Origin of the sequence: Phenylobacterium sp. (assembly GCF_030679875.1) — a bacterium.
Taxonomy (GTDB): Bacteria; Pseudomonadota; Alphaproteobacteria; order Caulobacterales; family Caulobacteraceae; genus Phenylobacterium.
In genome coordinates this window covers 105,031-131,407 of record NZ_JAUXSP010000015.1, presented here as the reverse complement: position 1 = coordinate 131,407, position 26,377 = coordinate 105,031, and the positions used below count along the sequence as shown (strand labels likewise).

General features: G+C 66.9%; 22 protein-coding genes. 15 read left to right on the top strand and 7 right to left on the bottom strand.

All coding sequences use genetic code 11. The features are described 5' to 3' along the window. Nucleotides 1–32: 32 nt before the first annotated feature. Nucleotides 33–965, bottom strand: a complete 933-nt coding sequence (gene ubiA, locus Q8K84_RS08680) for a 4-hydroxybenzoate octaprenyltransferase (RefSeq protein ID WP_305282221.1) — start codon at nucleotides 963–965, stop codon at nucleotides 33–35. Nucleotides 966–1,375: 410 nt separating this feature from the next. On the opposite strand from ubiA, the gene Q8K84_RS08675 reads away from it, so the two are divergent. Genes Q8K84_RS08675 through Q8K84_RS08665 form a run of 3 tightly spaced genes read left to right on the top strand, consistent with a single transcriptional unit; the run spans nucleotide 1,376 to nucleotide 5,857 of the window. After that, the gene (locus Q8K84_RS08675) at nucleotides 1,376–3,169 is read left to right on the top strand and encodes an ABC transporter ATP-binding protein (protein ID WP_305282220.1); all 1,794 of its coding nucleotides are present in this window, start codon (nucleotides 1,376–1,378) and stop codon (nucleotides 3,167–3,169) included. A 19-nt stretch (nucleotides 3,170–3,188) separates the two neighbouring features. Continuing rightward, nucleotides 3,189–4,976, top strand: a complete 1,788-nt coding sequence (locus Q8K84_RS08670; RefSeq protein ID WP_305282219.1) for an ABC transporter ATP-binding protein — start codon at nucleotides 3,189–3,191, stop codon at nucleotides 4,974–4,976. A gap of 56 nt (nucleotides 4,977–5,032) precedes the next feature. Then, nucleotides 5,033–5,857, top strand: coding sequence for a hypothetical protein (locus Q8K84_RS08665; RefSeq protein ID WP_305282217.1), 825 nt, complete (start codon nucleotides 5,033–5,035; stop codon nucleotides 5,855–5,857). Here Q8K84_RS08665 and Q8K84_RS08660 read toward each other — a convergent pair. The 3 genes from Q8K84_RS08660 to ppk2 form a co-directional block, all read right to left on the bottom strand. After that, complete coding sequence (locus Q8K84_RS08660; protein ID WP_305282216.1) at nucleotides 5,847–7,067, bottom strand: winged helix-turn-helix domain-containing protein; 1,221 nt, start codon at nucleotides 7,065–7,067, stop codon at nucleotides 5,847–5,849. The two genes, Q8K84_RS08665 and Q8K84_RS08660, sit on opposite strands and share 11 nt — an antisense overlap. 30 nt (nucleotides 7,068–7,097) lie before the next feature. Then, the gene (locus tag Q8K84_RS08655) at nucleotides 7,098–8,582 is read right to left on the bottom strand and encodes a sensor histidine kinase (protein WP_305282214.1); all 1,485 of its coding nucleotides are present in this window, start codon (nucleotides 8,580–8,582) and stop codon (nucleotides 7,098–7,100) included. Between the two features lie 83 nt (nucleotides 8,583–8,665). Then, nucleotides 8,666–9,439: a polyphosphate kinase 2 gene (gene ppk2, locus Q8K84_RS08650; protein WP_305282213.1), complete on the bottom strand. Its 774-nt coding sequence runs from the start codon at nucleotides 9,437–9,439 to the stop codon at nucleotides 8,666–8,668. A gap of 78 nt (nucleotides 9,440–9,517) precedes the next feature. On the opposite strand from ppk2, the gene Q8K84_RS08645 reads away from it, so the two are divergent. Next, nucleotides 9,518–10,255 (top strand): 16S rRNA (uracil(1498)-N(3))-methyltransferase, encoded by a 738-nt coding sequence (locus Q8K84_RS08645; RefSeq protein WP_305282212.1) that lies wholly within the window; start codon nucleotides 9,518–9,520, stop codon nucleotides 10,253–10,255. Between the two features lie 112 nt (nucleotides 10,256–10,367). Beyond that, nucleotides 10,368–11,726 (top strand): glutamate--cysteine ligase, encoded by a 1,359-nt coding sequence (locus tag Q8K84_RS08640; RefSeq protein WP_305282211.1) that lies wholly within the window; start codon nucleotides 10,368–10,370, stop codon nucleotides 11,724–11,726. 10 nt (nucleotides 11,727–11,736) lie between these two features. Here the strand turns inward: Q8K84_RS08640 and Q8K84_RS08635 are convergent, their stop codons facing one another. Next, a complete protein-coding gene (locus tag Q8K84_RS08635; RefSeq protein ID WP_305282210.1) occupies nucleotides 11,737–12,216 on the bottom strand; it encodes a DUF427 domain-containing protein in 480 nt (159 codons plus the stop codon). A 206-nt stretch (nucleotides 12,217–12,422) separates the two neighbouring features. Between Q8K84_RS08635 and Q8K84_RS08630 the strand changes: the two genes are divergently transcribed. Further along, the gene (locus Q8K84_RS08630) at nucleotides 12,423–14,372 is read left to right on the top strand and encodes a peptide MFS transporter (protein WP_305282208.1); all 1,950 of its coding nucleotides are present in this window, start codon (nucleotides 12,423–12,425) and stop codon (nucleotides 14,370–14,372) included. A 44-nt stretch (nucleotides 14,373–14,416) separates the two neighbouring features. Here the strand turns inward: Q8K84_RS08630 and Q8K84_RS08625 are convergent, their stop codons facing one another. Then, nucleotides 14,417–16,471 (bottom strand): TonB-dependent siderophore receptor, encoded by a 2,055-nt coding sequence (locus tag Q8K84_RS08625; RefSeq protein ID WP_305282207.1) that lies wholly within the window; start codon nucleotides 16,469–16,471, stop codon nucleotides 14,417–14,419. A 92-nt stretch (nucleotides 16,472–16,563) separates the two neighbouring features. Beyond that, nucleotides 16,564–17,994 (bottom strand): metalloprotease TldD, encoded by a 1,431-nt coding sequence (gene tldD / locus Q8K84_RS08620; protein WP_305282206.1) that lies wholly within the window; start codon nucleotides 17,992–17,994, stop codon nucleotides 16,564–16,566. Nucleotides 17,995–18,294: 300 nt separating this feature from the next. Between tldD and coxB the strand changes: the two genes are divergently transcribed. The 9 genes from coxB (at nucleotide 18,295) to thrC (ending at nucleotide 26,376) form a co-directional block, all read left to right on the top strand. Continuing rightward, nucleotides 18,295–19,263, top strand: coding sequence for a cytochrome c oxidase subunit II (gene coxB, locus Q8K84_RS08615; RefSeq protein WP_305282205.1), 969 nt, complete (start codon nucleotides 18,295–18,297; stop codon nucleotides 19,261–19,263). Nucleotides 19,264–19,280: 17 nt separating this feature from the next. Next, entirely contained in the window at nucleotides 19,281–20,936 is a 1,656-nt protein-coding gene (gene ctaD, locus Q8K84_RS08610) for a cytochrome c oxidase subunit I (RefSeq protein ID WP_305282203.1), read from the top strand. A gap of 87 nt (nucleotides 20,937–21,023) precedes the next feature. Further along, a complete protein-coding gene (gene cyoE, locus Q8K84_RS08605; protein ID WP_305282202.1) occupies nucleotides 21,024–22,019 on the top strand; it encodes a heme o synthase in 996 nt (331 codons plus the stop codon). Then, nucleotides 22,019–22,213, top strand: a complete 195-nt coding sequence (locus Q8K84_RS08600; protein ID WP_370867856.1) for a hypothetical protein — start codon at nucleotides 22,019–22,021, stop codon at nucleotides 22,211–22,213. Before cyoE ends, Q8K84_RS08600 begins: the two co-directional genes overlap by 1 nt. Next, nucleotides 22,191–22,838 carry a cytochrome c oxidase assembly protein gene (locus Q8K84_RS08595; RefSeq protein WP_305282200.1) on the top strand — a complete coding sequence of 216 codons (648 nt, stop codon included), beginning with the start codon at nucleotides 22,191–22,193 and terminating at the stop codon, nucleotides 22,836–22,838. Before Q8K84_RS08600 ends, Q8K84_RS08595 begins: the two co-directional genes overlap by 23 nt. 75 nt (nucleotides 22,839–22,913) lie before the next feature. Further along, nucleotides 22,914–23,786, top strand: a complete 873-nt coding sequence (locus tag Q8K84_RS08590; protein ID WP_305282199.1) for a cytochrome c oxidase subunit 3 — start codon at nucleotides 22,914–22,916, stop codon at nucleotides 23,784–23,786. A 115-nt stretch (nucleotides 23,787–23,901) separates the two neighbouring features. After that, the gene (locus Q8K84_RS08585; RefSeq protein ID WP_305282198.1) at nucleotides 23,902–24,261 is read left to right on the top strand and encodes a DUF983 domain-containing protein; all 360 of its coding nucleotides are present in this window, start codon (nucleotides 23,902–23,904) and stop codon (nucleotides 24,259–24,261) included. Beyond that, complete coding sequence (locus tag Q8K84_RS08580; RefSeq protein WP_305282197.1) at nucleotides 24,254–24,985, top strand: SURF1 family protein; 732 nt, start codon at nucleotides 24,254–24,256, stop codon at nucleotides 24,983–24,985. Before Q8K84_RS08585 ends, Q8K84_RS08580 begins: the two co-directional genes overlap by 8 nt. After that, nucleotides 24,985–26,376 carry a threonine synthase gene (gene thrC / locus Q8K84_RS08575; protein WP_305282196.1) on the top strand — a complete coding sequence of 464 codons (1,392 nt, stop codon included), beginning with the start codon at nucleotides 24,985–24,987 and terminating at the stop codon, nucleotides 26,374–26,376. The genes Q8K84_RS08580 and thrC overlap by 1 nt, the downstream gene beginning before the upstream one ends. Nucleotide 26,377 lies beyond the last annotated feature (1 nt).

The window sequence follows — 26,377 nt, the reverse complement described above, 5'->3', positions numbered from 1 at the left end:
TCCCCTCAACGACGTCTCAGGTCATCGCCGCGTCAGAACAGACCCTGCGGCCCGCCCCACGCACCGGCGACCAGGGCCAGGAACATGGCGAGACCGGCCAGGCTGTTGGATTTGAACAGGGCCAGGGCGCCTGCGGGGTCATCCAGCCGCACCTGGGCGGCCTGGCGCGACAGATGCAGGCCAAACAGGGCGGCGGGCGGCAGGAAGAGGGGGCCAAGACCGCCTGTCCACGCGGCGGCCAGGGCTGATACGAAGGCTAGCACGTAGAAGACCAGCACGGCCTTGGGCGTCGCCTCGCCCAAGCGGCGGACCGAAGACTTCACCCCGGCCAGGGCGTCGTCCTCCAGGTCCTGGATGGCGTAGATCGTGTCATAGCCGAGGGTCCAGAAGAAGCCGGCGGCATAGAGCAGCAAGGCGGGCCACTGGAGGCCGCCGGTCACCGCGGCGAAACCCAGCAGAGCGCCCCAGTTGAAGGTGAGGCCGAGCCAGGCCTGCGGCCACCAGGTGATCCGCTTCATGAACGGATAGGCCGCCACCAGGGCCAGGGAGCCGACGCCAAGCGCGATGGCGAAGGGCGGCATGGCCAGCAGGATCGCCAGAGAGACAAGGCAGCAGCCGATGACGAACGCCCAGGCCTGGCGCACCGTGATCTGGCCCGAGGGGATCGGCCGCCCGGCGGTGCGCGTGACCTTGGCGTCGAAATCCCGGTCGACGATGTCGTTGTAGGCGCAGCCGGCCGCCCGCATCAGGGCCGCGCCGACAAAGAAGGCGGCCAGCCAGCGCCAGTCGGGCAACTCCCCCTCCATGGCGGCGGCCAGGGCGATTCCCTGCCAGCCGGGCAGCATCAGCAGCCAGATGCCGGTAGGGCGGTCGAACCGGCCGAGCTTCAGCCAGGGACGCAGGGCGGGCGGCGCGTGGCGGTCGACCCAGTTGGCCGGCGCCGCATCAGGCAGGGGGGCGATCATGCCTCGCCTCCTACCAGATCGTGTCTTCGGCGCCTCAGTGAAAGCGGTTGGTAAAACGATGTTCAACGCGCGGTTGACTGCGATTCTCGCCCCGCCTAGCTTCCGGACCTCCACCACCCGCGACCAGACAGGAGGGTTCGCATGACGACGCATCTTGCACCGAACCCCCACCGCTGCGTCGCCGCGACCCGAACCTAGCTCAGAGCCCAGCTCGAGCGGATCTTCCCGGGCCGGCGCCTCCCCAGGCTCCCGACTTCCAGGAATTTCCCCGTGTTCGTCCGCACCCGCCGGGACGTCTGCTCCCGGCTCTCTCCGCATTCGGCCCCATTCCGCGCCCTCCTGGCGCGTCTGCGGCCTTGCGCCATCTCCGCCGGCCCCCGGGCCTGCGTTCCAGATTTTTGGCTCATTCCATGACCAGCGAATTCTTCGACGAAGACGAAGGCGTCACCCGTCCCCGCCCCTTGGGCAATATGGCCGTGATCGGCTTCATGTGGCGTCAGTGGATGGTGGACAAGCCGCGGTTCTTCACCGCCGCCTCCCTCTTCCTGGTGGGTACGGCCTGTGATCTTTCGATCCCCTGGGCGGCCGGCGCCCTGGTGGACGCGGTGTCCTCGCCCGACCGGCTGACAGAGGCCGCCTGGACCGCCTGGGCGTTCCTGACCGGCCTCTATGTGGTCTATTACGGCGTCCGCACCACGGGCTTCCGCATCCTGAACGGCTTCTACGCCCGGATCATGGAGCGGATCGTCACCCAGGGCTTTGAGCGGGTGCAGTCCTTCTCGTCCGACTGGCACGGCTCCAACTATGCCGGCGCGACGGTGCGCAAGGTCTCGCGCGCCATGTGGGGTTATGACAGCGCGTCCGACGCCCTGCTGCTGATGTTGATGCCGACTCTGATCGTTCTGGGCGGGCTGGCGGTCTCCATGACCGTGCGCTGGCCCCTGGCGGGTCTGTTCACCGCCACGGTGGTCATCATCTTCGCGGTCTACAACGTGCTGGCCGCCACCTACTACGTGCGGCCCGTCAACCTGGTCTCCAACGCCCTGGACTCCCAGATCGGCGCCTCGCTGGCCGACGCCATCGGGGCCAACCCGACGGTCAAGGCCTTCGGCGCCGAGGCCCGCGAAGGCCAGCGGTTCGCCGGCACGGTCGCGCAATGGCGGGTGGCGGTGATCCGCACCTGGGACCGGTTCAACCTGGTGGGCCTGGGGCAGAACGTCCTGCTGGTCATCCTGCAGGGGGGGCTGACGGGACTGATCCTGTGGGCCTGGACGCAAGGGGAGGCCACAGCCGGCGACGTCGCCTTCGCCATCACCTCCTTCATGCTGATGGCCGGCTATATGCGGAACTTCAGCGAGATCACCCGCATGCTGCAGAAGGGTCTCGACGACCTGCTGGACGTGGCCGTCTATATGCGCACCGAGCCGCAGCTGGCCGACAAGCCGGCGGCTCCGCCGTTCCAGGGCCTGGAAGGGGCGGTCACCTTTGATCGGGTGAGCTTCGGTTACGCCAACCAGGGCGAGCGGCTCTATCAGGACTTCAGCCTGGCCATCGCGCCTGGCGAACGGATCGCCCTGGTCGGCCCCACGGGCTCGGGCAAGTCGACCTTCGTCAAGCTGCTCCAGCGGCTGCACGACCTGGATGGCGGCCGGATCCTGATCGACGGCCAGGACGTCGCCCATGTGACGCAGGGTTCGCTTCGCCGGGCCATCGCCGTGGTGCCCCAGGACCCGTCCCTGTTCCACCGCAGCATTGGCGAGAACATCGCCTATGCGCGCCCCGACGCCAATCCTGACGAGGTGGCCCTGGCCGCCCGCCGGGCCCGGGCGCACGACTTCATCGCCCGCCTGCCGCAGGGGTACGAGACCCTGGTGGGCGAGCGTGGGGTCAAGCTGTCTGGCGGTGAGCGGCAGCGGGTGGCGATCGCCCGCGCCTTCCTGGCCGACGCCCCGATCCTGGTCCTGGACGAGGCCACCTCGTCCCTGGACGTGGAGACCGAGCGTGAGGTCCAGGCGGCCACCGAGGAACTGATGGCGGGGCGGACCACCATCGTCATCGCCCACCGGCTTTCGACGATCCGCAGCGCCGACCGGATCCTGGTCTTTGACCGGGGCCGCATCATCGAGGAGGGCCGCCACGGAGAGCTGCTCGCCCGGGGCGGCGCCTATGCCCGACTGCACGCCGTCTCCGAAGCCGCCGAATGACCGCCAGATCGAGAACGCCATGACCGACCACTATGACGACACCGACGACCTGGCCGAGCGGACCCTGTCCAACCGTCAGGTGCTGGGCTTTATCAGCGCCTTCTGGCTGCGGCGGCCGGCGCTGTTCTGGACCTCGGTGGCCCTGACCCTGGTGGCCATCGGCTTCGACCTGGCCCTGCCATGGGCGGCGGGACGGCTGATGGACATCGTGGCCGCAGGTCCAGACCAGGCCGACCTCGCCTGGCGGGCCTGGGCGGTTTTCATCGGGGTGTTCCTGGCCTTCACCGTGGTGCGCAACATCGCCTTCCGGTTCTGGAATCCGATGGCCGCAGCCAACATGAAGGACATGACCGACGAGGGCTTCCGTCGGGTTCAGTCCTATTCCTCGGACTGGCACGCCAACACCTTCGCCGGCTCCACGGTGCGGCGGCTCAGCCGGGGCATGTGGGGCTATGACATGGTCTCCGACGCGGTGATCCTTTGGCTGGGCCCGGCGCTCATCGTGCTGATCGGCCTGTCGGTGATGATGATCGCCCGCTGGCCCATGGTCGGGTTCTTCTCCCTGGCGGTGGTGATCGTCTATCTGGTCTCCAACCTCTGGCTGACGACGGTCTATGTGCGACCCGCCAACCTGAAGTCGGTGGCCCTGGACTCGCGGATCGGCGGCGCCTTGTCAGACTCCATCGGGTCGAACCCGACGGTGAAGGCCTTTGGCGCTGAAGCGCGTGAAGAAGCCCGGATCGGCGGCGTCACGGCCCTGTGGCGGCGGCTGACCCTGATCACCTGGACGAGGTTCATCAATGTCTGGCTCTGGCACAACCTGCTGCTGGTCGGCCTGCAGGCGGGGCTGACGGGCCTGCTTCTGCGGCTCTGGGCGCAAGGACAGGCGAGCGCCGGTGACGTGGTCTTCGCCATCACCGCCTTCATGCTGATGAGCGGCTATCTGCGCAATGTCGGCGAGAACATCCGCATGATGCAGAAAGGCCTCGACGATGTGGAGGACGTGGCGCGCTACGCTGTCACGGCGCCGGAGGTGGCCGACGCCGTCGACGCCTCAGCCTTCCGTGGCGAGCGGGGAGAGATCGCCTTCGACCGGGTCACCTTCGGCTATCAGGCCGCCGCCGGGCCCCTCTACGAGAACTTCACCCTGATCGTGGCGCCAGGCGAGAAGGTCGCCCTGGTTGGCGCCACGGGGGCGGGGAAGTCGACCTTCGTCAAGCTGCTGCAGCGACTCTACGACGTGCAGTCGGGCCGTATCCTGATCGATGGTCAGGATATCTCCAAGGTCAGCCAGGCCTCCCTGCGGCGGTCCATCGCCCTGGTGCCGCAGGACCCGGCCCTGTTCCACCGCACCATTGCGGAGAACATCGCCTATGCGCGGCCTGAGGCTCGCCCCGAAGAGGTGGCCGGGGCGGCGCGGCGCGCCCGGGCGCATGACTTCATCATGCGTCTTCCCAAGGGGTACGAGACCCTGGTGGGTGAGCGTGGGGTGAAGCTGTCGGGCGGCGAGCGTCAGCGGGTGGCCCTGGCCCGGGCCTTCCTGGCGGACGCACCGATCCTGGTCCTGGACGAGGCCACCTCGTCCCTGGACGTGGAGACCGAGCGCGACGTGCAGGGCGCCATGGAGGAGCTGATGGCTGGACGCACGACCATCGTCATCGCCCACCGCCTGTCCACCATCCGCGGCGCCGACCGGATCCTGGTGTTCGAAGGCGGCCGGGTGGTGGAGGAGGGCCGACATGCCGAGCTGGTCGCCAAGGGCGGCGCCTATGCCCGACTGCACGCGGTCACCGAGGGGCTGGCCTAGGTTCAGGGTGACGCAACCGACGGAATAGGCGAGGGTGCCTCGGGGTGGGGCCCAGAGTGATCGGGGCGCCCTTGACCTATGCCGACAATGTCGTGCGCTGGCTGCGTGAGCGGCTGGACCGTGGACCGCCCCTGGCCGAGCCCCGTGAATTGAACCTCGCCCTTCGGGTCCTGGCCCTATGGCGCGCCTCGGTGATCGTGGACGCCTTCATTGCGCGCCACGGACGCACGGTGCTGCAGGGCCCCTTCGCCGGCATGGCCTATGTCGCGGGCGCCACTGAAGGCGCTGTGGCCCCACGGCTGCTGGGAACCTACGAGGCCGAGCTTCATCCCTACCTGCAGGCGCTGGTGGCTGCAGGACTCGACTGCGTGATCGATGTCGGGTGCGCCGAGGGCTACTATGCGGTGGGCATGGCCCTGCTTGCCCCTCAGGCTCAGGTGCATGCCTTCGACACCGAGCCCAAGGCGCGGGCGGCCTGCGCCCAGATGGCGGCCTTGAACGGTGTCACTGATCGCGTGACCATCGGCGAGACCCTTAAGCCGGAAGATTTCGAGGCTTTCGCCGGTCCCCGCCGTCTTGTCCTGATGGATGTCGAAGGCGCCGAGGAAGACCTCCTTCGCCCCGATCTCAGCCCGGCGCTCGCCCACATGCACATCATCGTCGAGGCCCACGAGGTCTATCGGCCCGGCGTGGCGGCGCGCCTGACGGCGCGTTTCGCCCCGACTCATCATGTGACAGAACTGCCCATGGGCGGGCGAACCTTGCCCCTGCCGGACTGGCTGATGGCCTCCAACCATCTGGACCAGTTGCTAGCCGTCTGGGAGTGGCGGCTTGGGCCGACGCCTTGGCTGGTCATGGCGCCGAAGTCGCTCAGCGCCTGAGGGCGGACTCCAGGGCTGGCGCCAGGTCGCCGCGGGGCTCGACCGCCACATCGGTCAGGCCCAGCCAGCCGGCCATGAGGCGCAGCTCGGTCGTCAGCCGGTCGGCTGTCACCGGTGTGGCGCCCGGTTCGGCGTGGGCCGCCAGCACGCGCAGCACCCCAGCCTTGCGGTCGGCCTTCAGGTCCACCCGGGCGGTGATCGCCTCGTCCTCCAGAAAGGGCAGGACGTAGTAGCCATGGGTGCGTTTCTCGGCCGGGGTGTAGATCTCCAGGCGCACCCGCACCCCGAACAACCGCTCGGTCCGCTCCCGGAACCAGATCAGGTTGTCGAAGGGCGACAGCAGGGCTGCGCCCCCGATCCGTCGGGGGCGGCGGGCGGTGGGATCGAGATAGGCGGCCTGGTCCCAGCCGCGTACGGCCACGGGGACGAGGTCGCCAGCCTCAACCAGTTCGGCGATCCGCGCGCGGGTGTCGGCCGGCGCCATGCGGAAATAGTCCCGCAAATCCCGCTCGGTGGCCACGCCCTGCGCCCTGGCGGCGATCATGAGCAGGGCCCGTTGGGCGTCGTCTCGCGCGGGCGTCGGCGCGCCGTGGATTTCGGCGGGCAACACCTCATGGGCCAGGCCATAGACACGCTCGAAGGTCGCCCGCCTCGTGGCGGTGGTCAGGCGTCCGGTCCAGAACAGGCACTCGGCCGCCCGCTTGGCCTCGCTCCAACCCCACCAGCCGCCGGCCCCCTTGACCCCTACTTCCAGCTCCGAGGCCGACAATGGTCCGCGCTCGGCCACCGCGGCCAGGGCGCGGGCCATCAGGGCCGGATGTTCGCGCAGGAACCTGGCCACGCCCTTCCAGACGCCGACGCCCGCCTCCGCGTCCTCCATGCGCCAGCGGAGCAGGGGCTGGGTCGCCAGGGGCAGCAGGGAGGCTTCATGGGCCCAGTATTCAAAAAACTTCGGCCGCCTGCCCCAGGCCAGTCTCTCCAGGGCGTCTCGGGGATAGGCTCCCAGGCGGGAGAAGAAGGGCAGGTAGTGGGTGCGGGACACCACATTGACCGAGTCGATCTGCACCACGCCCAACCGCCCCATGACATCCATCAGGTGTCGCGGCCCCGGCGTCGCGGGACGGCTGCGGCCGAAGCCCTGAGCGGCGAGGGCGATGCGGCGGGCCTGTGGGCTGCTCAGCTGTTCCATTGGGGTGTGGGCTGGGGGCATCGGAGGTCTGGGTCTGTCCAGCCGCGCGCCTTAAGGCCTGACGGCCCAGTCCTGAAGTTCGTCGACCGGCAGCACCACCTCGACCTGGCAGACCAGTCCGGCGGGCTGAAAGTCCATCCGCACCTCGCCGACAAATTCCGCGGCCAGGCCGCGCTCAATGAGACGGGAGCCAAAGCCCTTCCGGGTCGGCGGCTGCACAGGCGGCCCCCCAGTTTCCCGCCAGGTCAGGCGCAGCTGTGGCGGATCGACGTTCGCGGTCAGGCTCCATATCAACTCGACCTGGCCGGCGGCCGAGCTGAGGGCGCCGTACTTGGCGGCGTTGGTCGCCAGTTCGTGGAAGGCCAGCGCCATCGCAATGGCGGTCCGAGGGGCGAGGATCACCCCGGGTCCTTCGATCTTGAACCGCTCGCCGCCATAGGGTTCGGCCGCCTGGGCGGCGATCTCATCCAGCCGGGCGCCGGCCCACCGGGCGTCAGTCAGGACATCATGCGCCTTGGCCAGGGCCAGGAGGCGAGAGGTCAGGGCTTCGCGCACCGCCAGAGGCGCCTCGCCGCCGCGCAAGGTCTGGGCTGCGATCGCCTGCACTGTGGCCAGGGAGTTCTTCACCCGGTGGTTCAGTTCATGAACCATCAGCCGCAGGTGTTCTTCGGCCCGTTTCGGTTCGGTGATGTCGCGGTAGAAGATGGCCAGGCCTTCTTCGACCGGGTTGCCCCGCACGTCGAGCCAGGTGGCCCGTCCATCTGGGAACACATACCGATTTTCGAGAACGAAGGCGGTCCGCTGGCTCATGGCCTGCCGATAAATCGCACCCAGCGGCATGTCGTAGGTGTCTGGCCAGACGTCCCAGTGATTCTGGCCGATGAAGGCCTCGCGGGGACGCCCGTCGACCCGGATTCCTTCAGCGTTCATCTCGAGGATCGTGAAGTCGTGCGCCAGCAGCAGGAAGCCGTCCGTCATCCCCTCCAGGACATTGTGGGCGCGATCCCGCTCAGCCTTCAGCGCGGCTTCGGCGCGCACCTGCTCTGTGGTCTCCACGACAATGGCGATGACGCCGGCTGGCGCGCCCGCCTCGTCAAAGACCGGCGAATAGTCGAGATTCATCACGACCTTCTCAGCCTGGCCGTTGCGATAGAGGACCAGTTCCTGGTTCTTGTAGCTGAGCGAGCCGCCCGCCAGGCCCACCTCCATGACGTGGGCGTTGAAGTCGGCGACCTCCGGCCAGCCCTCCAGCACATTGCTGCCCAGAAGCCTCGGATGGCGGGCGCCGGCGAAGACGGAATAGGCGTCATTGTAGAGCATGACGCCCTGCGGCCCCCAGAGCATCACGATTGGGGTCGGGGAATGGAGCAACATGCTCAGGGCTGTGAGCAGACTCTGGGGCCAGGCCGAGATGGGCCCGATGGGGCTGGTGGACCAGTCACGTTCGGCGATCAGGGCGCCCGTCACCCCGCCGGTACGCAGAAATGTCAGGCGGGCGTCCAAGCTCGGCAGGCCTGTCCCCTCATTCCACGCCACGACTGCACCGCTCCCGCATGTCTCCACCTCAACCTAGCCAACCTGCGAGGCCGGCGGCCACCAAAATCGGCGGCGACGGCAGGTCAGGGGCAGAGACGCCCGTCTGTCAGGGCGGCGATGTCGAAGCCGAAGAGGATTTCAGGATCGGGATCCTCCACCGTGCGCGCGAGCCCGGGGGCCGCCAGGGCTCCAATCAGGTGGCGGATGACATTGAGCCGAGCGGTCTTCTTGTGGTCGGCCTTGACGCAGACCCAGGGCGCCTGGGCGGTGTCGGTGCGCCGCAGCATCTCGTCGCGGGCCGCGGAATAGTCGTCCCAACGGGGCTGGGCGAATTCATCCAGCGGGCTCGACTTCAGCACCTTGAGCGGGTCGTTCTTCCGCTCCGCCAGACGCTCGGCCTGCTCGTCCTTGCTGACATCCATCCAGATCTTCACCAGTCGGATGCCGCTCGCCACCAGCATCTGCTCAAACAGCGGCACCTCGCGAAGGAAATCCTCCTGCTCGGCGAGGCTGGAGAAGCCGAGAACCCGCTCCACGCCGGCGCGGTTGTACCAGGAGCGGTTGAAGATCACGAACTGGCCGCCCGCCGGCAGATGGCTGACATAGCGCTGAAAGTACCACTGGGTGCGCTCGACGTCGGAGGGCTTGGACAGGGCCACGACCCGGGTGGCGCGGACCGACATGTGCTCGGTGATCCGCTGAATGGTCCCGTCCTTGCCGGCGGCGTCGCGGCCTTCGAAGATGACCAGCACCTTCTCGCCATCGGCCAGGGCCCGCTGCTGCATCTTCACCAGGGCCAGCTGCAGCCGAGGCAGGGCTTCGTCATAGGTCTCGTCGGTCTTTGCGGACTTGCTCATGGCGAAAGCCTACGCCGACGGCGGGGCTCTGCGCCATGCCCTATGCGCGGACGGCGGCAACCCTTAGAAAATCGACCGATGATCCGACTGTTTGTGACCCACGATCTCGCCCCCGGCGCCAAGCTCGGCCTCAATCCCGATCAGAGCCGCTATGTGATCGCAGTCATGCGTCGGTCGCCCGGCGATCCGGTGCTGGTGTTCAATGGCCGCGATGGGGAGTGGCGGGCCGTGGTCATCGAGAGCGGCAAGCGTGGGGCGGTGCTTGAGGTCGAGGCGCAGACGAGGGCCTTGACGCGGGGCCCCGACCTCGACCTGATCGTCGCCGTGGTCAAGCGCGCCCGGCTGGAGACCATCATCGAAAAGGCCTGCGAACTGGGCGCACGGCGGGTGCGCCTGGTGCTGACCGAGCGAACCAATCCCGAGCATATCCGACTGTCCAGGCTGAATGCGATCGCCACGGAGGCCGCCGAGCAGACCGGCCGCATCGATCTGCCGGAGATTTTCGAGCCAATACGGCTGAGCGCCGTGCTCGACGACTGGGAGGCCAGCCGCCGCCTGCTCTTCTGTGACGAGGCCGGCGACGCCCCGCCGGTTCTTGACGCCCTGCGAGGGCAGCCCTCCGGCCCCTGGGCCGTGCTGATAGGACCGGAAGGGGGTTTTTCCCCCGCCGAGCGTGAACGGCTTCGCAGCCTTGATCAGGCCGTGCCCGCCAGTCTTGGCCCGCGGATTCTGCGGGCTGACACGGCGGCCATCAGCGCCCTGACCCTCTGGCAGAGCGCCTGCGGAGACTGGCGCGATCACGCCGCCTCTGATTGAGGGGGCATTGCGCTTCGCCATCGTTGCGCCCACTTCAGCGAACGGCGTAAAGATCGCCGCCGCTGGGGGCCTCGGCCGTGGCGAAAATTACTGGCGGGCTGGGGAGAGTGTCATGGCCAACGTCATTTGCGAGGAACGCCCCTTGGCGTTCGAGGACCTGGTGGCGTGGTTCGCCGATGGCTCCAAGGCCAAGGCGGACTGGCGCATCGGCGCCGAGCACGAGAAATTTCCCTTCTACCTCAAGGACAATTCGCCGGTCCCGTATGAGGGGCCCAATGGCATTCACGCCCTGCTGACCGGGCTGATGCGGTTTGGCTGGCAGGGGGTGTTCGAAGGCGACACCCTCATCGGGCTGGAGCGCAATGGCGCCAATGTCAGCCTGGAGCCGGGCGGCCAGTTCGAACTGTCTGGCGCGCCCCTGAACGACCTGCACGAGATCTGCGATGAAACCGGCGGCCATCTGGCCGAGGTCAAGGCCGTAGCCGACGAACTCGGCCTGGGCTTTCTGGGTCTCGGCTTCACGCCCACCTGGGCCCGGGACCAGATCCCGGTGATGCCCAAGGGCCGCTACAAGATCATGCGCAACTACATGCCGAAGGTCGGCGGCATGGGGCTGGACATGATGTTCCGCACCTGCACGGTGCAGGTGAACCTCGACTTCGGCTCCGAAGCCGACATGGTCAAGAAGTTCCGGACCAGCCTGGCTCTACAGCCGGTGGCCACGGCGCTGTTCGCCAACTCCCCCTTCACCGAAGGCAAGCCCAACGGCTTCCTGTCGGCCCGGGCCAATGTCTGGACCGATGTCGACCCTGACCGGACGGGCATGCTGGATTTCGTCTTCAAGGATGGCTTCGGCTTCGAGACCTACGCCAACTATGCGTTGGACGTGCCGATGTATTTCGTGAAGCGCGAGGGCCGCTACATCGACGTGGCCGGGCGATCCTTCCGTGAGTTCATGGCCGGACGTTTGCCGGAACTGCCGGGCGAGCGGCCGACCATCAAGGACTGGGCCGACCACGTCACCACCATCTTCCCTGAGGTGCGGCTCAAATATTATCTGGAGATGCGTGGCGCCGATGCTGGCCCCTGGAGCCGGCTCTGCGCCCTGCCGGCCCTGTGGACCGGCCTGCTCTATGACCAGGCCGCTCTCGATGCAGCCTGGGATGTCTGCAAGTCCTGGTCAGTGGAAGACCATGAAGGTCTGCGCAGCCAAGCCGCCAAGGTCGGCCTGAAGGCGCAGATCGGCGGCCGCACACTGCAAGACGTGGCCAAGGACGTCCTGGTCATCGCCCGCCAGGGCCTGAAGGCCCGCAACCGTCTCAGCGGCGGCATGGTCGATGAGACCGGCTACCTCGCTGAGTTGGAAGATATCGCCGAAACCGGCCTGACCCCGGCCGAGCGGATGCTCGAGCAGTACCACGGGGCCTGGGCCGGCGACCTGTCCAAGGCCTATGAGACCATGGCCTTCTAAGGCCGTCGCCTCACCCCTTGGGCTCTTCCACATTGGTCGGCCAATGCGCCTTCTGGCTCTGGCCGCCGCCAGAATCGGTGTGTTGCACGACCTCGTCCACATTGGCGTGGTGGTCGTTTGGGGCGGTCTTGTCGCCCACCTCATAGACCTCGATCCGATCAGTGTAGAAGGCCAGCCGACCATCAATCTGGACCGCCCCCGGCAGAGGATCCTCATAGGTCCAGGCGACGTTTTCGAGCACCTCGCCCTCCAGCGTCACCGTGTAGTAGCCGGCGTCACCCTTGAACGGGCAGTGGGTTGAGCGCTCGGTCCGGGCGAAATAGCCCATCTCAATGTCGTCCTTGGGGAAATAGGCGACGGGCGCCATCGCGCCCTCCCGCAGGATGAGGACGTCATTGCTGTCGGCGATCACATGACCGCGGAAGGCGGCGCGCATGCGGCCGCCGGCTGGGCGAATTTCCAGGGCGTGGGTGGCGCCGGGGTCGGGCATGGACTCATCTCCTGTGGACCCAAGGTGAACGCACAACAGGGCCCATGGCTCCGGCCTTCACGACGTGACGATGGGGACGGGCAAGCCTTGCTTGTCTCGCGCGCAGACGCGTGATCTTCTCCCCGCTTTCCCGGGCCGCCCGGGTCAAATGAACCTCGGCGCTGGCTCCAAGGCTGGCTTAATGCAGACCAAGCGGAAGTCGATTCATGAACATCGTCGTCGTGCTCGGCGTGATCATCACGCTGCTCACCGGCCTTCCGGTGCTGCTGCAGCTGATGCGCAATCATCCCCGGGGTCTGATCGTCCTGTTCTTCGCCGAGATGTGGGAGCGCTTCTCCTACTACGGCATGCGGACCATCCTGATCTTCTATCTGACGCAGCACCTTCTGTTCGATGACGATATCGCCAATAGCCAATATGGCTCCTACACCTCGCTCGTCTATCTGCTGCCCCTGATCGGCGGCGTCCTGGCCGACCGCTATCTCGGCACCCGCAAGGCGGTGGCCTTTGGCGCCCTGCTGCTGGTGGCCGGCCACTTGGCCATGGCGGTGGAGGGTGAGCCCACCCGCGAAACCCTGACCTATGCCGGCCAGGCCTATGAGGTCTCGCTTGAGGGCCGCATGGATGACCGTGAGGTCCGGCTCGTGGTGGACGGCGCCCCCTACGCCTTCGCCCCTGCTGAGGGCGGCGGGTTGCGGATCATCGACCTCCCCGCAGCCGCATCCCTGCCGGCCGTCCTGCCTGAGGGCAGCTACCAGATGGCCAAGACGGCTGATCCGGTGGGCGTCAACGTCTTCTATCTGGCGCTGTCGCTGATCATCCTCGGCGTCGGCTTCCTGAAGCCGAATATCTCCACCATCGTGGGACAGCTCTACCCGCAGGGCGACCCGCGGCGGGATTCCGGCTTCACCCTCTATTATTACGGCATCAATCTCGGCGCCTTCTGGGCCTCGGTCCTGTGCGGACTGCTCGGACAGCAGTTTGGCTGGAGCTACGGCTTTGGCCTGGCCGGGATCGGCATGGCTCTGGGCTGGATCGTCTTCGTGCTGGGCAAGCCCCTGCTTCAGGGCAAGGGCGAGCCTCCCAATCCCGAACTGCTGGCCAAGCCCGTGGTGGGGCCGTTGAACCGGGAATGGCTGATCTATCTCTCCACCATCCCCGCCATTGCTGCGGTGTGGTGGCTTGTTCAGCGCGAGGCTGTGGTGGGCCAGGTGCTGTCTGTCGCCATCGTGGTGTCTCTGGCCATCGTCGCCTATGTGATCGTGCGGGTCTGCCAGACGCGGGTCGAGCGTCAGCGGATGATGCTGGCCATGGTTCTGATCTTCGGCTCAGTGGTGTTCTGGACCCTGTTTGAACAGGCCGGGACCTCGCTCAACCTGTTCGCGGCGCGCAATGTGGACCTGTCGATCACAGGCCAGGCCAGCACCTTCCTGGGCATGCCAATGGGCACCCCTGACCAGCTGGAAGCCGCGGGTATGGCGCCTGGCAGCTGGTGGTCATGGATCGACACCCGCTTTGGCGCCGCCCAGGTGCAGTCTTTCAACGCGGGCTTCATTCTCATCTTCGCGCCGATCTTCGCCGCGCTCTGGGCCTTTCTTGGCCGCCGCAACATGGATCCCGATCCGACCATGAAATTCGGTCTGGCCCTGTTGCAGGCCGGTCTGGGCTTCATGGTGGTCGTCTGGAGCGCAGGCTTCGCCGATCCGACCTTCCGGCTCCCGCTCATGGTGTTGGGCCTGCTCTACCTGCTGCACACCACCGGCGAACTCTTCCTCTCGCCGGTAGGCCTGTCTGAGATCACCAAGCTCTCCCTGCCCTCGGTGGTGTCGTTCATGATGGCCGTCTGGTTCCTCTCCAGCTCCATCGCTCAGTTTGTGGGGGGGCGGATCGCCGGTTTCGCCGGCACCGCCACCCTGGGCGGCCAGGTCCTGGATCCCGAAGCGGCGCTGCAGAGTTCGCTGCGGGTCTTCCAGATGCTCGGCTACTGGGGTCTGGCGGCCGGGGTGATCTTCATGGTGCTCAGCTTCTTCATCAAGGGCTGGGCGCACGGGGTGGAGACGGGGCATGGCCCGTCGCCGGAGCCGATCGCGCCCACCGTCGATGGCGAACGCCAGGCGGTGAATCCCCAGACCCTGCGGGATGACCGTCAGTCTTAGGACAGCGGAACGGGCGGGGCAGGCGCATCTGGTCGCTGTCCCGCTCAGCCGCCGAGGGTTTTGCTGATCCGCAACCGGTACATCCGGCCGAACTGGATGTCCCGGTCCTCAATGTAGGCGACGGGGCTCACATCCCTGGGGCCTTCATAGACGGTGCGGGTGCGGCGCACGCCGCGCTCGGTGACATTGGGGATTTCGAACCGGATCACCCAGGTCGGCTGAGGCTTCCACTCGACGAAGGGCACGACGAAGGTCTTGAGCTTCCGCGTCGAGATCTCGTCATAGCGGTAGTAGGTCTCCCGCCAGCCGCCGAACACGTCGATCCCCCAGACCGACTTCCAAGCTGGCAGATCGTGTGTGTAGTGGGCTTCCCATTCCAGGGGACGCAGGCCCGAAATCTCGCGGCTCTCGCCGGTGGTGGGATCCTCCACCTCAGACCACCTCCAGGTGGCCTCCCCGCGCAGCTGGGCGCCCTTCACGCCAAACCGTTCCAGGGGCAGGTTGAGGTTCATGGCCAGCTCCTCGCGCACCCCCGAACCGATATTGGCCGGAGCATCATAAATCCCCCCGTCGATCAGGCGTACGGGCGCCCGGTCAATGACGTCGGTGACCTCGGCCCGGCGAACGGTGACCACCAGCGCGCCGCTGGTCCAGAAACGCCGCTCGATGGCGGCTTCGGCCACCCACTCCTGGGCGGGGTTCAGGTCGGGATTGCCCGCGGTCAGCACCCCGGTGTTCAAGGCGGAGGTGGCGACGAAGTCGTCGAAGTTCAGCTGGCCGACGCTGCGCTCAATGCTGAACCGCAGCTGGGTGCGTGAATCCTGCGCCCAGGCCAGGCTGAGGCGGGGCTTGGCGAAGGCCAGGGATTTCTCCAAGGCCAGATCGCCCTCGGCGGTGATGTCGGAGGCCTCATAGCGCAGCGCACCGTCGACGGTCAGGCGCGGGGTGGCCCGCCACGCGGTCTTCAGGAACGCTTCGCCCCGCCGCTCCTCGACCTGAACATTGGCCGCGGGCAGGGCTATGGGCGTCCCGTTGCGGGCGAACCGCGTGCGGCCGTCCAAGGTGTTCACGGCGGTCTCAGCGCCTAGCTCCCAGGACAGGGCCTCGCTCTGTCGCCAACGCAGCACGCCGCGCCCGATGGTCTCCACCGTATCGCTCTCCAAAGCGAAATGGGCCTGTTCGAAGGGGTCGCTGAAGGTGGAGTCGATGACTTGTTCGGCGGTCTGCCGAAGGCCGATCAGCTCCAGGCTGGTCCGCGGACTCAAAGGCCGGGTGAAACTGGCGCCGAGCTCGGTTTCGGTCAGGTCGAAGTCCTCGTGGGATACCTCCAGCGGACCGCCGCCCCGCTGCTGATTTCGCTCGTCATACTCATAGTGGTCGACGAACAGCCGGCCATTGACCCGCAATTGCCCACCAAGCACCGGACGCTCCACGGCCCCCGTCAAGGCGCCATTGGTCGCCTGGCCTTGGCTGTCGACGTCGCTGAGAATGAGCGGAACGCCCAGGCGGTCGACGCGAACCCGCGGGCCTTCGCCAGCCCCGTCATCAGGTCCCTGTCCGCCGACCAAGCCCGCCTCCCAGGCGAGCGCGCCTGCGCGGCCGGAGCCTTCGACCCGCAGCCCCAGCAGATTGCGTCCATCATAGACCTGGCGGTCGGCCAGGGCGATCAGGCCCTGGACCGTGTTGGTTTCGGCGCGGAGCAGATTGGCCATCACCGCCTTGCCCTGCATGTCGACGCCCGGCGCGCCGCCGCGAATCACGTCGATGCGGGAGACCTGAGACGCCGGGATCCGGCGCAGGATTTCTGCCAGATTGTCCGACTTTGAGGCTGGCCGCCGGCCATCGATCAGCACATTGCCCGCCGCCCCCTCGAAGCCGCGCACATTGTCGCCCCCGTCGAGCACGAAGCCCGGTATGCGCTCAATCATGTCCAGCGCCGTGGTTGGACGGGCGTCGGCGAAGAAGTCCGGCGCATAGCTGGTCACACCCTGGGCGCTCGCGGCCATGGGCGGATCAGCCGGCGCCTGCGCCAGGGCCGCGGCGGGAATCATCAGGGGGCACGCTGCGGCCAGCGCAGCGAGGCGGTTTCTTTGGATCATCTGGGCGTCTCCTGCCGGGCAGATGATCCAGGGTTGAGCTCGCGCCCTAGTTAAATCTCCGACAGATTCGCCAAACTTAGGCCGAGTGTGTCCTAGATGCTGGTGCCGCCCACCGTCAGGCCGGTGATCTTCAGAGACGGCTGACCCACACCCACCGGCAGGCTCTGGCCGGACTTGCCGCAGACCCCGACGCCGGGATCGAAGGCGAAGTCATCGCCGATCATGGTCACCCGGGTGAGCGCCGAGGGGCCATCGCCAATCAGGGTCGCGCCCTTGACGGGTCTTGTCACCTTGCCGTCCTCGATCAGGTAGGCCTCGGTGCACTGGAAGACGAACTTGCCGTTGGTGATGTCCACCTGGCCGCCGCCGAAATTGGCGCAATAGAGACCGCGCTTGGTCGAGGCGATCATCTCGGCCTGGGGGGTGGAGCCGCCCTCCATGGCCGTATTGGTCATCCGGGGCATGGGCATGTGCGCATAGGACTGCCGCCGGCCATTGCCGGTGGCGGTCAGACCCATCAGCCGGGCGCTCATGCGGTCATGCATGTAGCCGACCAGGATACCGTCCTCGATCAGCACCGTGCGCTCCGTCGGGGTGCCCTCGTCGTCAATGGTGAGCGAGCCGCGACGGCCGGGCAGGGCGCCGTCGTCGAATACGGTGACGCCCGGCGCGGCCACCCGTTGGCCGATCTTGCCGGAAAAGGCCGAGGTGCCCTTGCGGTTGAAGTCGCCTTCCAGACCGTGCCCGACGGCCTCGTGCAACAGAACCCCATTCCAGCCGGGGCCCAGCACCACGTCCATCTCGCCCGCGGGACAGGCCACCGCGTCAAGGTTGACGAGGGCCTGGCGCAGGGCTTCTTCGCCTTGCTCGCGCCAGGCGTCAGGGGTGATCCAGGCCTCATAGCCCGCCCGGCCGCCGGCCCCAGAAAAGCCGGCCTCGCGTCGGCCGTCCTTCTCGACCGTCACCTGGATATTGATGCGCGACAGGGGGCGCACGTCGCGGATCAGCCGCCCATCGGCCCGCAGGATCTCCACGATGCGCCGCTCAGCCGTCAGGCTGGCCATGACCTGCACGACCCGGGGATCGCGGGCTCTCGCCCAGGCGTCGATCTCTTGCAGCAGGGCGACCTTCTCGGCGAAGTCGGGGGTGGCGAGGGGGTCATCATCGCCATAGTGGCGGACATTGGTGGCCCGGGGACCCTCGGCGGCGACGCCTTGATAGCCGCGCTTGGCCAGGGCGGCCGAGGATGCGGCCCGGCGCAGGGCGCCCTCCGAGATCTCGCTGGAATGGGCGTAGCCGGCGGTCTCGCCGGCCACCACTCGCAGGCCAAATCCCTCCGTCGAATCATAGGCCGCCGATTTCAGTCGGCCATCGTCGAACAGAAAGGACTCGCTCTCCGAGCGTTCGGCGAAAATCTCCCCGTCGTCAGCGCCGGCCAGGGCTTCGCCGAGGATTTCACGCGCCCGCTCAGGCGCGACGCCGCAGGAGTCCAGGATTGAAGGCGCTGAAATGTGGGCGTTCATAGAGAGTCCTTCGGCGGGGCCACGGGCTGGCCTGCTCAAGACATAGGGTCTCGGGCGGCCCTCGTCACGGGGCGCCGCTCAGGCGCCAGTTCCGCATGCGTCATTTGGTCCAAAATCGCCGCACAAACGTGATGGGCCTTGTCGCGGGCTATCGCCTTGGCAATTTGGGGGAGAGCGCGTATGCACGCGCCTTGAGGGCCTGGCGGCGGACGCCTTTTCGCTGCGTAAGCCTCGTTTCAGTCGCGGATCGGCTTTTGGGTATTTCCCCGACGCCGAGCCCGCCAAAGAGACCGAGGGGATATGAAGTCGAGCTTGCAGGGGATGCGGACGTTGGCGGCCGGGGCCGCAGCGGGCGCGACGATGGCGTTCTGGGGCGTTCAGGCGCTGGCCCAGGACCTGATAGGCCAGCCCACGCCTAAGGGAATCGCGCTTCAGCCGGCCGCCGCGCCGTTGAAGTATGACGCGATCTGGTTCCATGACTGGATCCTGATGCCGATCATTACGATCATCACCCTGTTTGTAGCGGCGCTGCTGATCTGGGTGGTCGTTCGCTACAATGCGCGGTCCAACCCGGTGCCGGCCAAGTTCAGCCACAACACGACCATCGAGGTCGTCTGGACCCTGGTGCCGGTGCTGATCCTGGTGTTCATCGCCATCTTCTCCTTCCGCCTGCTGTTCACCTATCATGACATGCCCCGCCCCGACCTGACGGTGAAGGCGGTGGGCTATCAGTGGTACTGGGGTTACGAATACCCCGACCATGAGGTGGGCGAATTCATCTCCAACATGCTGCCTGAGGAAGAAGCCCGGGCCGCCGGCGTGCCGTATCTGCTGGCCGCCAACGAGCCCATGGTGGTTCCGGTGGGCAAGACGGTCCGCGTCCTGGTCACCGCCGCCGACGTGATCCACTCCTTCGCCCTGCCGGCCTTCGGTCTGAAGACCGACGCCATCCCCGGCCGCGTAAACGAGACCTGGTTCACCGCTGAGCGCGAGGGGGTCTATTATGGCCAGTGCTCCGAGCTCTGCGGCGTCGACCATGCCTATATGCCCATCGAAATCCGGGTGGTGAGCCAGGCGGCGTTTGACGCCTGGATCGCCGGCAAGGGCGGCAACCCCGCCGGGCTTGCGGCCAGCACCGAGGCCGAGGCCACGGCGCCCGCCATCGACCAGACGGCCACCGACGCTTCGGCGACCGAGGGCGAAACCGAAGATGCGGCTGTCTCGCCGCCTGAGACCGCTGCGCCCGCTGCCGCAGCGGCCGCGAACTGACCCAGGGGTAGAGTAAGATGGCTCACGCCGCCGCACACGGTCACGACGACCACGATCACAAGCCCGGGTTCTTCACCCGCTGGTTCCTGTCCACCAACCACAAGGACATCGGCACCCTCTACCTGCTGTTCGCCATCATGGCGGGCCTCGTGGGCGGCGCCCTGTCAGGTCTGATCCGCTGGGAGCTGGCTGAGCCCGGTCTCCAGGTGTTTGTCGAGGGTTCGCTCCTCGACCAGCTTGGCTGGATCGACGCCTCCAAGCACGGCTACAACGTCGTAGTCACCGCCCACGCCCTGGTCATGATCTTCTTCATGGTCATGCCGGCGATGATCGGCGGCTTTGGCAACTGGTTCGTCCCGATCATGATCGGCGCGCCAGACATGGCCTTCCCCCGCCTGAACAACATTTCGTTCTGGCTGCTGGTGGCCGCCTGGGTGCTGCTCTTGATGTCGATGTTCGTCGACGGCGGCCCTGGCCGCGGCTTCGGCGGCGGCTGGACCATCTATCCGCCGCTCTCGACGCTGGGCCACACAGGCCCGTCCATGGACCTGGCCATCCTGTCTCTGCACGTGGCCGGCGCCAGCTCGATCCTGGGCGCGATCAACTTCATCACCACCATCTTCAACATGCGTGCGCCGGGCATGACCCTGCACCGGATGCCGCTGTTCGCCTGGTCGGTGCTGATCACCGCCTTCCTGCTGCTGCTGTCCCTGCCGGTTCTGGCGGGCGCCATCACCATGCTGCTGACCGACCGCAATTTCGGCACCAGCTTCTTCGACCCCGCCGGCGGCGGCGATCCGGTGATGTTCCAGCACCTGTTCTGGTTCTTTGGTCACCCTGAGGTCTACATCCTGATCCTGCCGGGCTTCGGCATCATCAGCCACATCGTGTCGACCTTCTCGCGCAAGCCGATCTTCGGCTATCTGGCCATGGCCTACGCCATGGTGGCCATCGGCTTCGTCGGCTTCATCGTGTGGGCGCACCACATGTACACCGTCGGCATGAACATCAATCTGCGCGCCTATTTCGTGGCCGCGACCATGGTCATCGCCGTGCCCACAGGCGTGAAGATCTTCTCCTGGATCGCCACCATGTGGGGCGGGTCGATCAGCTTCAAGACGCCCATGCTGTGGGCGATCGGCTTCATCTTCCTGTTCACCGTGGGCGGCGTCACCGGCGTGGTCCTGGCCAATGCCGGGATCGATTACAGCCTGCACGACACCTATTATGTGGTGGCGCACTTCCACTACGTGCTGAGCCTCGGCGCGGTGTTCGCGATCTTCGCGGGCTTCTACTACTGGTTCGAGAAGATCTTCGGCGTGAAATACCGCGAGTGGGCCGGCGCGCTCCACTTCTGGATCACCTTCGTCGGCGTGAACATCATCTTCTTCCCGCAGCACTTCCTGGGTCTGCAGGGCATGCCGCGCCGGTACGTGGACTATCCGGAGGCCTACACCTACTGGAACTACGTCTCGACGGTGGGCTATTTGATCACCGCGGTCGGCGTGGTCGTCTTCCTGCTGATCCTGCTGGAAGCCGCCATCGTGCGCCGCAAGGCCGAGGCCAATCCGTGGGGCGAAGGCGCCACCACCCTGGAATGGACCCTGCCTTCGCCGCCGCCGTTCCACCAGTTCAACGAGCCGCCGGTCATCAAGGCTGACGGCCACCACTGATCGGCCGGCCCGGCCAGGACCCTGGGGCGCGGTTCGGTCACACCCGAGCCGCGCCCCTTCGCCGTTGCGACGGGTATGTTTAGGAGTATGTCTTTGGCGACCATGACGAGCGCCATCACCACCACGTCCGACACCCCCGCCCGCTGGCAGGACTATCTGCAGCTGCTCAAGCCGCGGGTCATGTCGCTGGTGGTGTTTACAGGCGCCACGGGCCTGGTCTGCGCCAAGGCGCCGATCCACCCGCTGATCGGCGCCGTCGCCGTCCTGTGCATCGCGGTCGGCGCGGGCGCCTCGGGCGCGCTCAACATGTGGTACGACGCCGATATCGACGCCAAGATGCGCCGCACCCGGGGCCGGCCTGTGCCAGCCGGCCGCATCCAGGGGGCCGAGGCCCTCTCCATGGGCGTCATTCTCTCCATGCTGTCGGTCATGTTCATGGGGGTGGCCGTCAACTGGCTGGCCGCTGGCCTGCTGGCCTTCACCATCTTCTTCTACGCCGTCGTCTACACCATGTGGCTCAAGCGCTGGACCGCCCAGAACATCGTCATTGGCGGGTTGGCCGGGGCCTTGCCGCCGGTGATCGGCTGGGCGGCCGCCGCAGGCGAGGTTCCGCTGAACGCCTGGCTGCTCTGCGCCATCATCTTCATGTGGACCCCGGCCCACTTCTGGGCCCTGGCCCTCTATTCCAGCGAGGACTACGAGAAGGCTGGCGTGCCGATGATGCCCGTTGTGGCCGGCCCAGCCTCCACCCGCCGACAGATCTTCATCTACAGCCTGCTGTTCGTTCCGATCTGCTTGGTTCCGGCCTTCACGGGGCTCGGCGGTCTGCCCTATCTGGCTGTCGCCGGCGCCGGCGGGCTGGTCTTCCTCATCCTTGCCTGGCGGGTCATGCGCAGCCGGGCTGGCGACAGCGCCGACCCCCGCCTCGACGGGCGGCTCTATGACGTTCGGGCCGGCGCCCGGGACGCCCGAAATCTGTTCGCCTTTTCCATCCTCTATCTGACCCTGATCTTCGCCACCCTGCTGGTCGAAGCCGTCCTGGGTCTGCCGACCTTCCTCAACCTGATCCCCGGAGGCCTCTGATGAGCGAGCCTGAAGCGCCTCAGGATGCGCCGATGCAAGCTGCGCCGAACCGGAGCGGCCAGCCTGATCCCAGGCTCCAGGCGCGGCGTGGCCGCAACATCGCCCTGGCCCTGGGTCTGATCGCCTTCGCCGTGCTTGTTTTCCTCGTCACCGTTGTTCGATTGGGAGCCAATGTCCTCGACAGACCTCTCTGAACCTCTGCGCCCTGGCCCCGAAGGGGCGCAGCGCAATGTGCGCCTTGGCTTGATCTGCGCCGGCGTCTTCGTCGGCATGATCGGCCTGGCCTACGCCTCAGTGCCGCTCTACCGCGCCTTCTGCCAGGTCACCGGCTTTGGCGGCACCGTCAGCCAGGCCGAAGCGGCGCCGACCCAGATCCTGAACCGCAGCCTCAATGTGCGCTTTGACACCAATGTCCGCAGCCTGCCCTGGGCGTTCCGCTCAGAGGATGTGTCCCAGCGCTTGAAGATCGGCGAGACGGGCCTGGCCTTCTTCGAGGTGACCAATAACGGCCCGACCGCCATGACCGGGCGGGCGGTCTACAATGTGGTTCCCGAGGCGGCGGGCGCCTATTTCCGCAAACTCGAATGCTTCTGTTTTTCCGACCAGACCATTGGTCCGGGTGAGACCATCAAGTTCCCGATGGTCTATTTCGTCGATCCCGAATACGCCGAGGACTTCGAGACCCGGAACAAGGCCGAGATCACCCTGTCCTACACCTTCTATCCGTCCGACGAGGACGCCACGGTTCAACCGGTCGCGCATGCGCCGACGACATCCGCGGCTTCCCCTCTTGGCGGATCGCAAGGGGCGGGGCTATAGCACCATCAAGACCACCTGCCGGCGGCGAGCCCAAGCCACGCCGGCGGGACTATATCATGAGGGGTTAGGACCGAAATGGCCCAAGCAGGCGTCAAGCACGACTACCACCTGGTCAATCCCAGCCCGTGGCCCCTGGTGGCCTCGGTGGGCGCCACCGCCATGGCCGTGGGCCTGGTCATGTGGCTCAAGGGCCTGTTCGGCGTCCCGGCCGGGACCTGGTGGCTGTTCGCCGCCGGCCTGACCCTGGTCCTGATCACCATGGCCGCCTGGTGGATCGACGTGACCAAGGAGGCCAACGCCGGCGACCATACGCCGGTCGTCAATCTCGGCCTGCGCTACGGCATGATCCTGTTCATCGCCTCCGAAGTGATGTTCTTCGTGGCCTGGTTCTGGATCTTCTTCGAAATGGCCCTCTTCCATGAGGCCCGCACGCTTTCCAGCATCGAGGAAGTCCGTCAGGCCTGGGCCACCTGGCCGCCGCAGGGCATCGAGACCGTGCCGGCCTGGAACCTCCCCCTGGTCAACACCCTGACGCTGCTGCTTTCAGGCACCACGGTGACCTGGGCCCACCACGCCCTGCAGCAGGGCGACCGCAAGGGCGCCCAGTTCGCCCTGATCCTGACCGTGATCCTCGGCGTCATCTTCAGCGCCATCCAGGCCTACGAGTACCACCACATCCTGTCGCACAACTATTTCTACAATGACGCGGCGATCAGCTCGGGCCTCTATGGATCGTCCTTCTTCATGGCCACCGGCTTCCACGGTTTCCACGTCCTTGTGGGCACCATCTTCCTGGCCATCTGCCTGATGCGCCTGATGCGCGGCGGCTTCACGCCGGAGCGCCACTTCGGCTTCGAAGCGGCCGCCTGGTACTGGCACTTCGTCGATGTGGTGTGGCTGTTCCTGTTCGCCTTCATCTACGTGGTGTTCGGCGGCGCGGGGCATTAGGCCGGCTATGGGCCCGGTCCGTCACGGGGTGTCACGCTCCTGCCGCGCCGGGCTCTCCCATCCGTCCGCTACGCTCGTTCCGACGCTGATCGTTCAGCCGGGAAGGCCCTAGCCGGTGCGGGTCGAAAATCCTCTGGTGCGGGGCCTGATCGGCCAGTGCCCCCACTGTGGTGAAGGCCCGCTCTTCGCGGGTTTCCTGAAGGTCGCGCCCCAGTGCGCCGCCTGCGGCTATGATCTCGGAAAGGCCGATTCCGGGGACGGGCCCGCGGTGTTCGTGATCCTCATCGCCGGCTTCATGGTGGCCTTCGCCGCCCTCTATGTGGAACTGGCCTTCACCCCGCCGATCTGGCTCCACTTGATGCTCTGGTTGCCGCTGACGGTGATCGTGTCTGTCGGCCTGCTGCGTCCCCTGAAAGGCGTCATGCTCGCCGCCCAGTTCATCAATCGAGCGGGCGAGGCCAGATCCGATGACTGAACCTGCCCGGCCTCGCAATATTCCCCTCGGTCTCACGCTCGCGACTCTGATCTCGCTCGCCATCCTGATCGCGCTCGGGGTCTGGCAGATGCAGCGCATGGCGTGGAAGTCCGAGCTTCTGGCGCAGATTGAGACCCGGGCTGAGGCTGCGCCGCGGCCCGCAGGCGAGATCCTGGCCCTGGCCGCGGGCGGGGAGGACCTGGGCTTCTATCGGGTGAACCTGACCTGTCCTGGGCTCGACACCGCGCCCTTCCTCCAGCTCTACGCCATCAAGGACGGGCAGGCGGGGCAAAGGCTGATCTCAGCGTGCCCCGTCGCTGGGGGCGACTACCAGACCCTGCTGGTCGACCGCGGCTTTGTCCCCGATACGGTCACTGAGCGACCGCCGGTGGTCGCCGATGGGACCGGTCCGGTGGAGGTCATCGGCCTGTTGCGCAATCCTGATCCGGCCAACTTCGTCACCCCGGACAATCGCCCTGACACCAATGTCTGGTACTCCCGCGATGTGGGCGCCATGGCCGAGACGCTCGGCGTTGTGGCTCCGGCGCCGGTGTTCCTTCTGGCGGAAACCGCGAGCAATCCAGCCTTCCCAGCCCTTGAGCCGACCCCGCTGCCGGGCGAGATCGCCAACCGCCATCTGGAATATGCCCTCACCTGGTTCGGCCTTGCCGGCGCCCTGATCGCCGTCTATGTCGCCGTTCTCAGGCGCAGATGGAAAAGTTGATGCGGTATGTCTCCACCCGGGGCCAGGCCCCGGCGGTTGGCTTTGTGGACGCGGTGCTGGCCGGGCTCGCCCCCGACGGCGGGCTCTATGTGCCGGACTCCTGGCCCAGCTTCACGACGGCCGAGATCGCGGCGTTTCGCGGCAAGCCTTATGCGCATGTGGCGGCCGAGGTTCTCGCCCGCTTCGCCGGGGAGGAAATCCCCCGCGAGGCGGTGAACGCCATGTGCGAGGAAGCCTACGCCACCTTCGCCCACGCCGCTGTCGTCCCCCTGGTGCAGATCAGCCCTGACGCCTTTGTGGCCGAACTGTTCCATGGGCCGAGCCTGGCGTTCAAGGACGTGGCCATGCAGTTGCTGGCCCGCCTCTATGAGCATGTGCTGACCGGCCAGAACCGCACCCAGACCATTCTGTGCGCGACCTCCGGCGACACCGGCGGCGCGGCCGTCGAGGCCTTCCGCGGGCGAGCCCATGTGCGGGTCTGCGCCCTGTTTCCTGAAGGTCGGATTTCAGAGGTTCAGCGCCGCTTCATGACCACCGCGACGGAGGACAATATCCGTTGCGTGGCGGTCCAGGGCACCTTCGACGACTGTCAGGCCATCGTGAAGGCGGCCTTCCAGGACAAGAGCCTGCGTCAGGCCGTGGATCTCACCGGGGTCAACTCGATCAACTTCGCGCGGATCGTGGCCCAAAGCGTCTACTACTTCACCACCGCCGTGGCTGTCGGGGCCCCTGAACGTCCGGTGTCCTACTGCGTCCCGTCGGGCAATTTCGGTGACGCCTTCGCCGGCTATGTCGCCCACAAGATGGGGCTGCCCATCGCGCGCATCGTGGTGGCGACCAATTCCAACGACATCCTGGCCCGCGCCTTCCAGGATGGCCGCTACGCCCGGGGCGAGGTGACCGCGACCCAGAGTCCGGCCATGGATATTCAGTCGGCGTCCAACTTCGAGCGGCTCTACTTCGAGGCGGTCCGCCGTGAATCGGTCGAGACCGCCCGCGCCTTCACCGCCTTTGGCGAGGCCGGCCATATCGACATCCCACCGCAGGCCCAGGCCTATATGGCCGAGCTGTTCACCGGGGTGGCGGTCAGTGAGGATGAGACCCGCCGCACCATGCTGGCGACGCTGAATGAAACCGGCGAGCTGATCGATCCCCACACCGCCGTCGGCGTCGCCGCCCTGCGCCGGGCCGGTGATCTGGCTGGGCCGGTGATTGTTCTGTCCACCGCCCACGCCGCCAAGTTCCCTGAAGCTGTGGCCGCGGCGACCTCGGTGACGCCGGATCTCCCGCGCTGGACCCAGAGCCTGGCGGATCGACCGGAACGTTTTGACCGGCTGCCGGCCGACGCGGAGGCCATCAAGGCCTGCGTCCGCGCCTTCGCCGAGAGCTAGG

Bases quoted from the DNA above. Each gene is read 5' to 3' on its own strand.
- thrC (WP_305282196.1), top strand. From the start codon at position 24,985: ATGCGGTATGTCTCCACCCGGGGCCAGGCCCCGGCGGTTGGCTTTGTG.
- tldD (WP_305282206.1), bottom strand. From the start codon at position 17,994: ATGAACGCCCACATTTCAGCGCCTTCAATCCTGGACTCCTGCGGCGTC.
- Q8K84_RS08600 (WP_370867856.1), top strand. From the start codon at position 22,019: ATGAGCGAGCCTGAAGCGCCTCAGGATGCGCCGATGCAAGCTGCGCCG.
- Q8K84_RS08630 (WP_305282208.1), top strand. From the start codon at position 12,423: ATGAACATCGTCGTCGTGCTCGGCGTGATCATCACGCTGCTCACCGGC.
- cyoE (WP_305282202.1), top strand. From the start codon at position 21,024: ATGTCTTTGGCGACCATGACGAGCGCCATCACCACCACGTCCGACACC.
- Q8K84_RS08670 (WP_305282219.1), top strand. From the start codon at position 3,189: ATGACCGACCACTATGACGACACCGACGACCTGGCCGAGCGGACCCTG.
- Q8K84_RS08590 (WP_305282199.1), top strand. From the start codon at position 22,914: ATGGCCCAAGCAGGCGTCAAGCACGACTACCACCTGGTCAATCCCAGC.
- Q8K84_RS08635 (WP_305282210.1), bottom strand. From the start codon at position 12,216: ATGCCCGACCCCGGCGCCACCCACGCCCTGGAAATTCGCCCAGCCGGC.
- Q8K84_RS08625 (WP_305282207.1), bottom strand. From the start codon at position 16,471: ATGATCCAAAGAAACCGCCTCGCTGCGCTGGCCGCAGCGTGCCCCCTG.
- ubiA (WP_305282221.1), bottom strand. From the start codon at position 965: ATGATCGCCCCCCTGCCTGATGCGGCGCCGGCCAACTGGGTCGACCGC.
- ppk2 (WP_305282213.1), bottom strand. From the start codon at position 9,439: ATGAGCAAGTCCGCAAAGACCGACGAGACCTATGACGAAGCCCTGCCT.
- Q8K84_RS08675 (WP_305282220.1), top strand. From the start codon at position 1,376: ATGACCAGCGAATTCTTCGACGAAGACGAAGGCGTCACCCGTCCCCGC.
- ctaD (WP_305282203.1), top strand. From the start codon at position 19,281: ATGGCTCACGCCGCCGCACACGGTCACGACGACCACGATCACAAGCCC.
- Q8K84_RS08580 (WP_305282197.1), top strand. From the start codon at position 24,254: ATGACTGAACCTGCCCGGCCTCGCAATATTCCCCTCGGTCTCACGCTC.
- Q8K84_RS08595 (WP_305282200.1), top strand. From the start codon at position 22,191: ATGTCCTCGACAGACCTCTCTGAACCTCTGCGCCCTGGCCCCGAAGGG.
- Q8K84_RS08645 (WP_305282212.1), top strand. From the start codon at position 9,518: ATGATCCGACTGTTTGTGACCCACGATCTCGCCCCCGGCGCCAAGCTC.
- Q8K84_RS08660 (WP_305282216.1), bottom strand. From the start codon at position 7,067: ATGCCCCCAGCCCACACCCCAATGGAACAGCTGAGCAGCCCACAGGCC.
- Q8K84_RS08640 (WP_305282211.1), top strand. From the start codon at position 10,368: ATGGCCAACGTCATTTGCGAGGAACGCCCCTTGGCGTTCGAGGACCTG.
- coxB (WP_305282205.1), top strand. From the start codon at position 18,295: ATGAAGTCGAGCTTGCAGGGGATGCGGACGTTGGCGGCCGGGGCCGCA.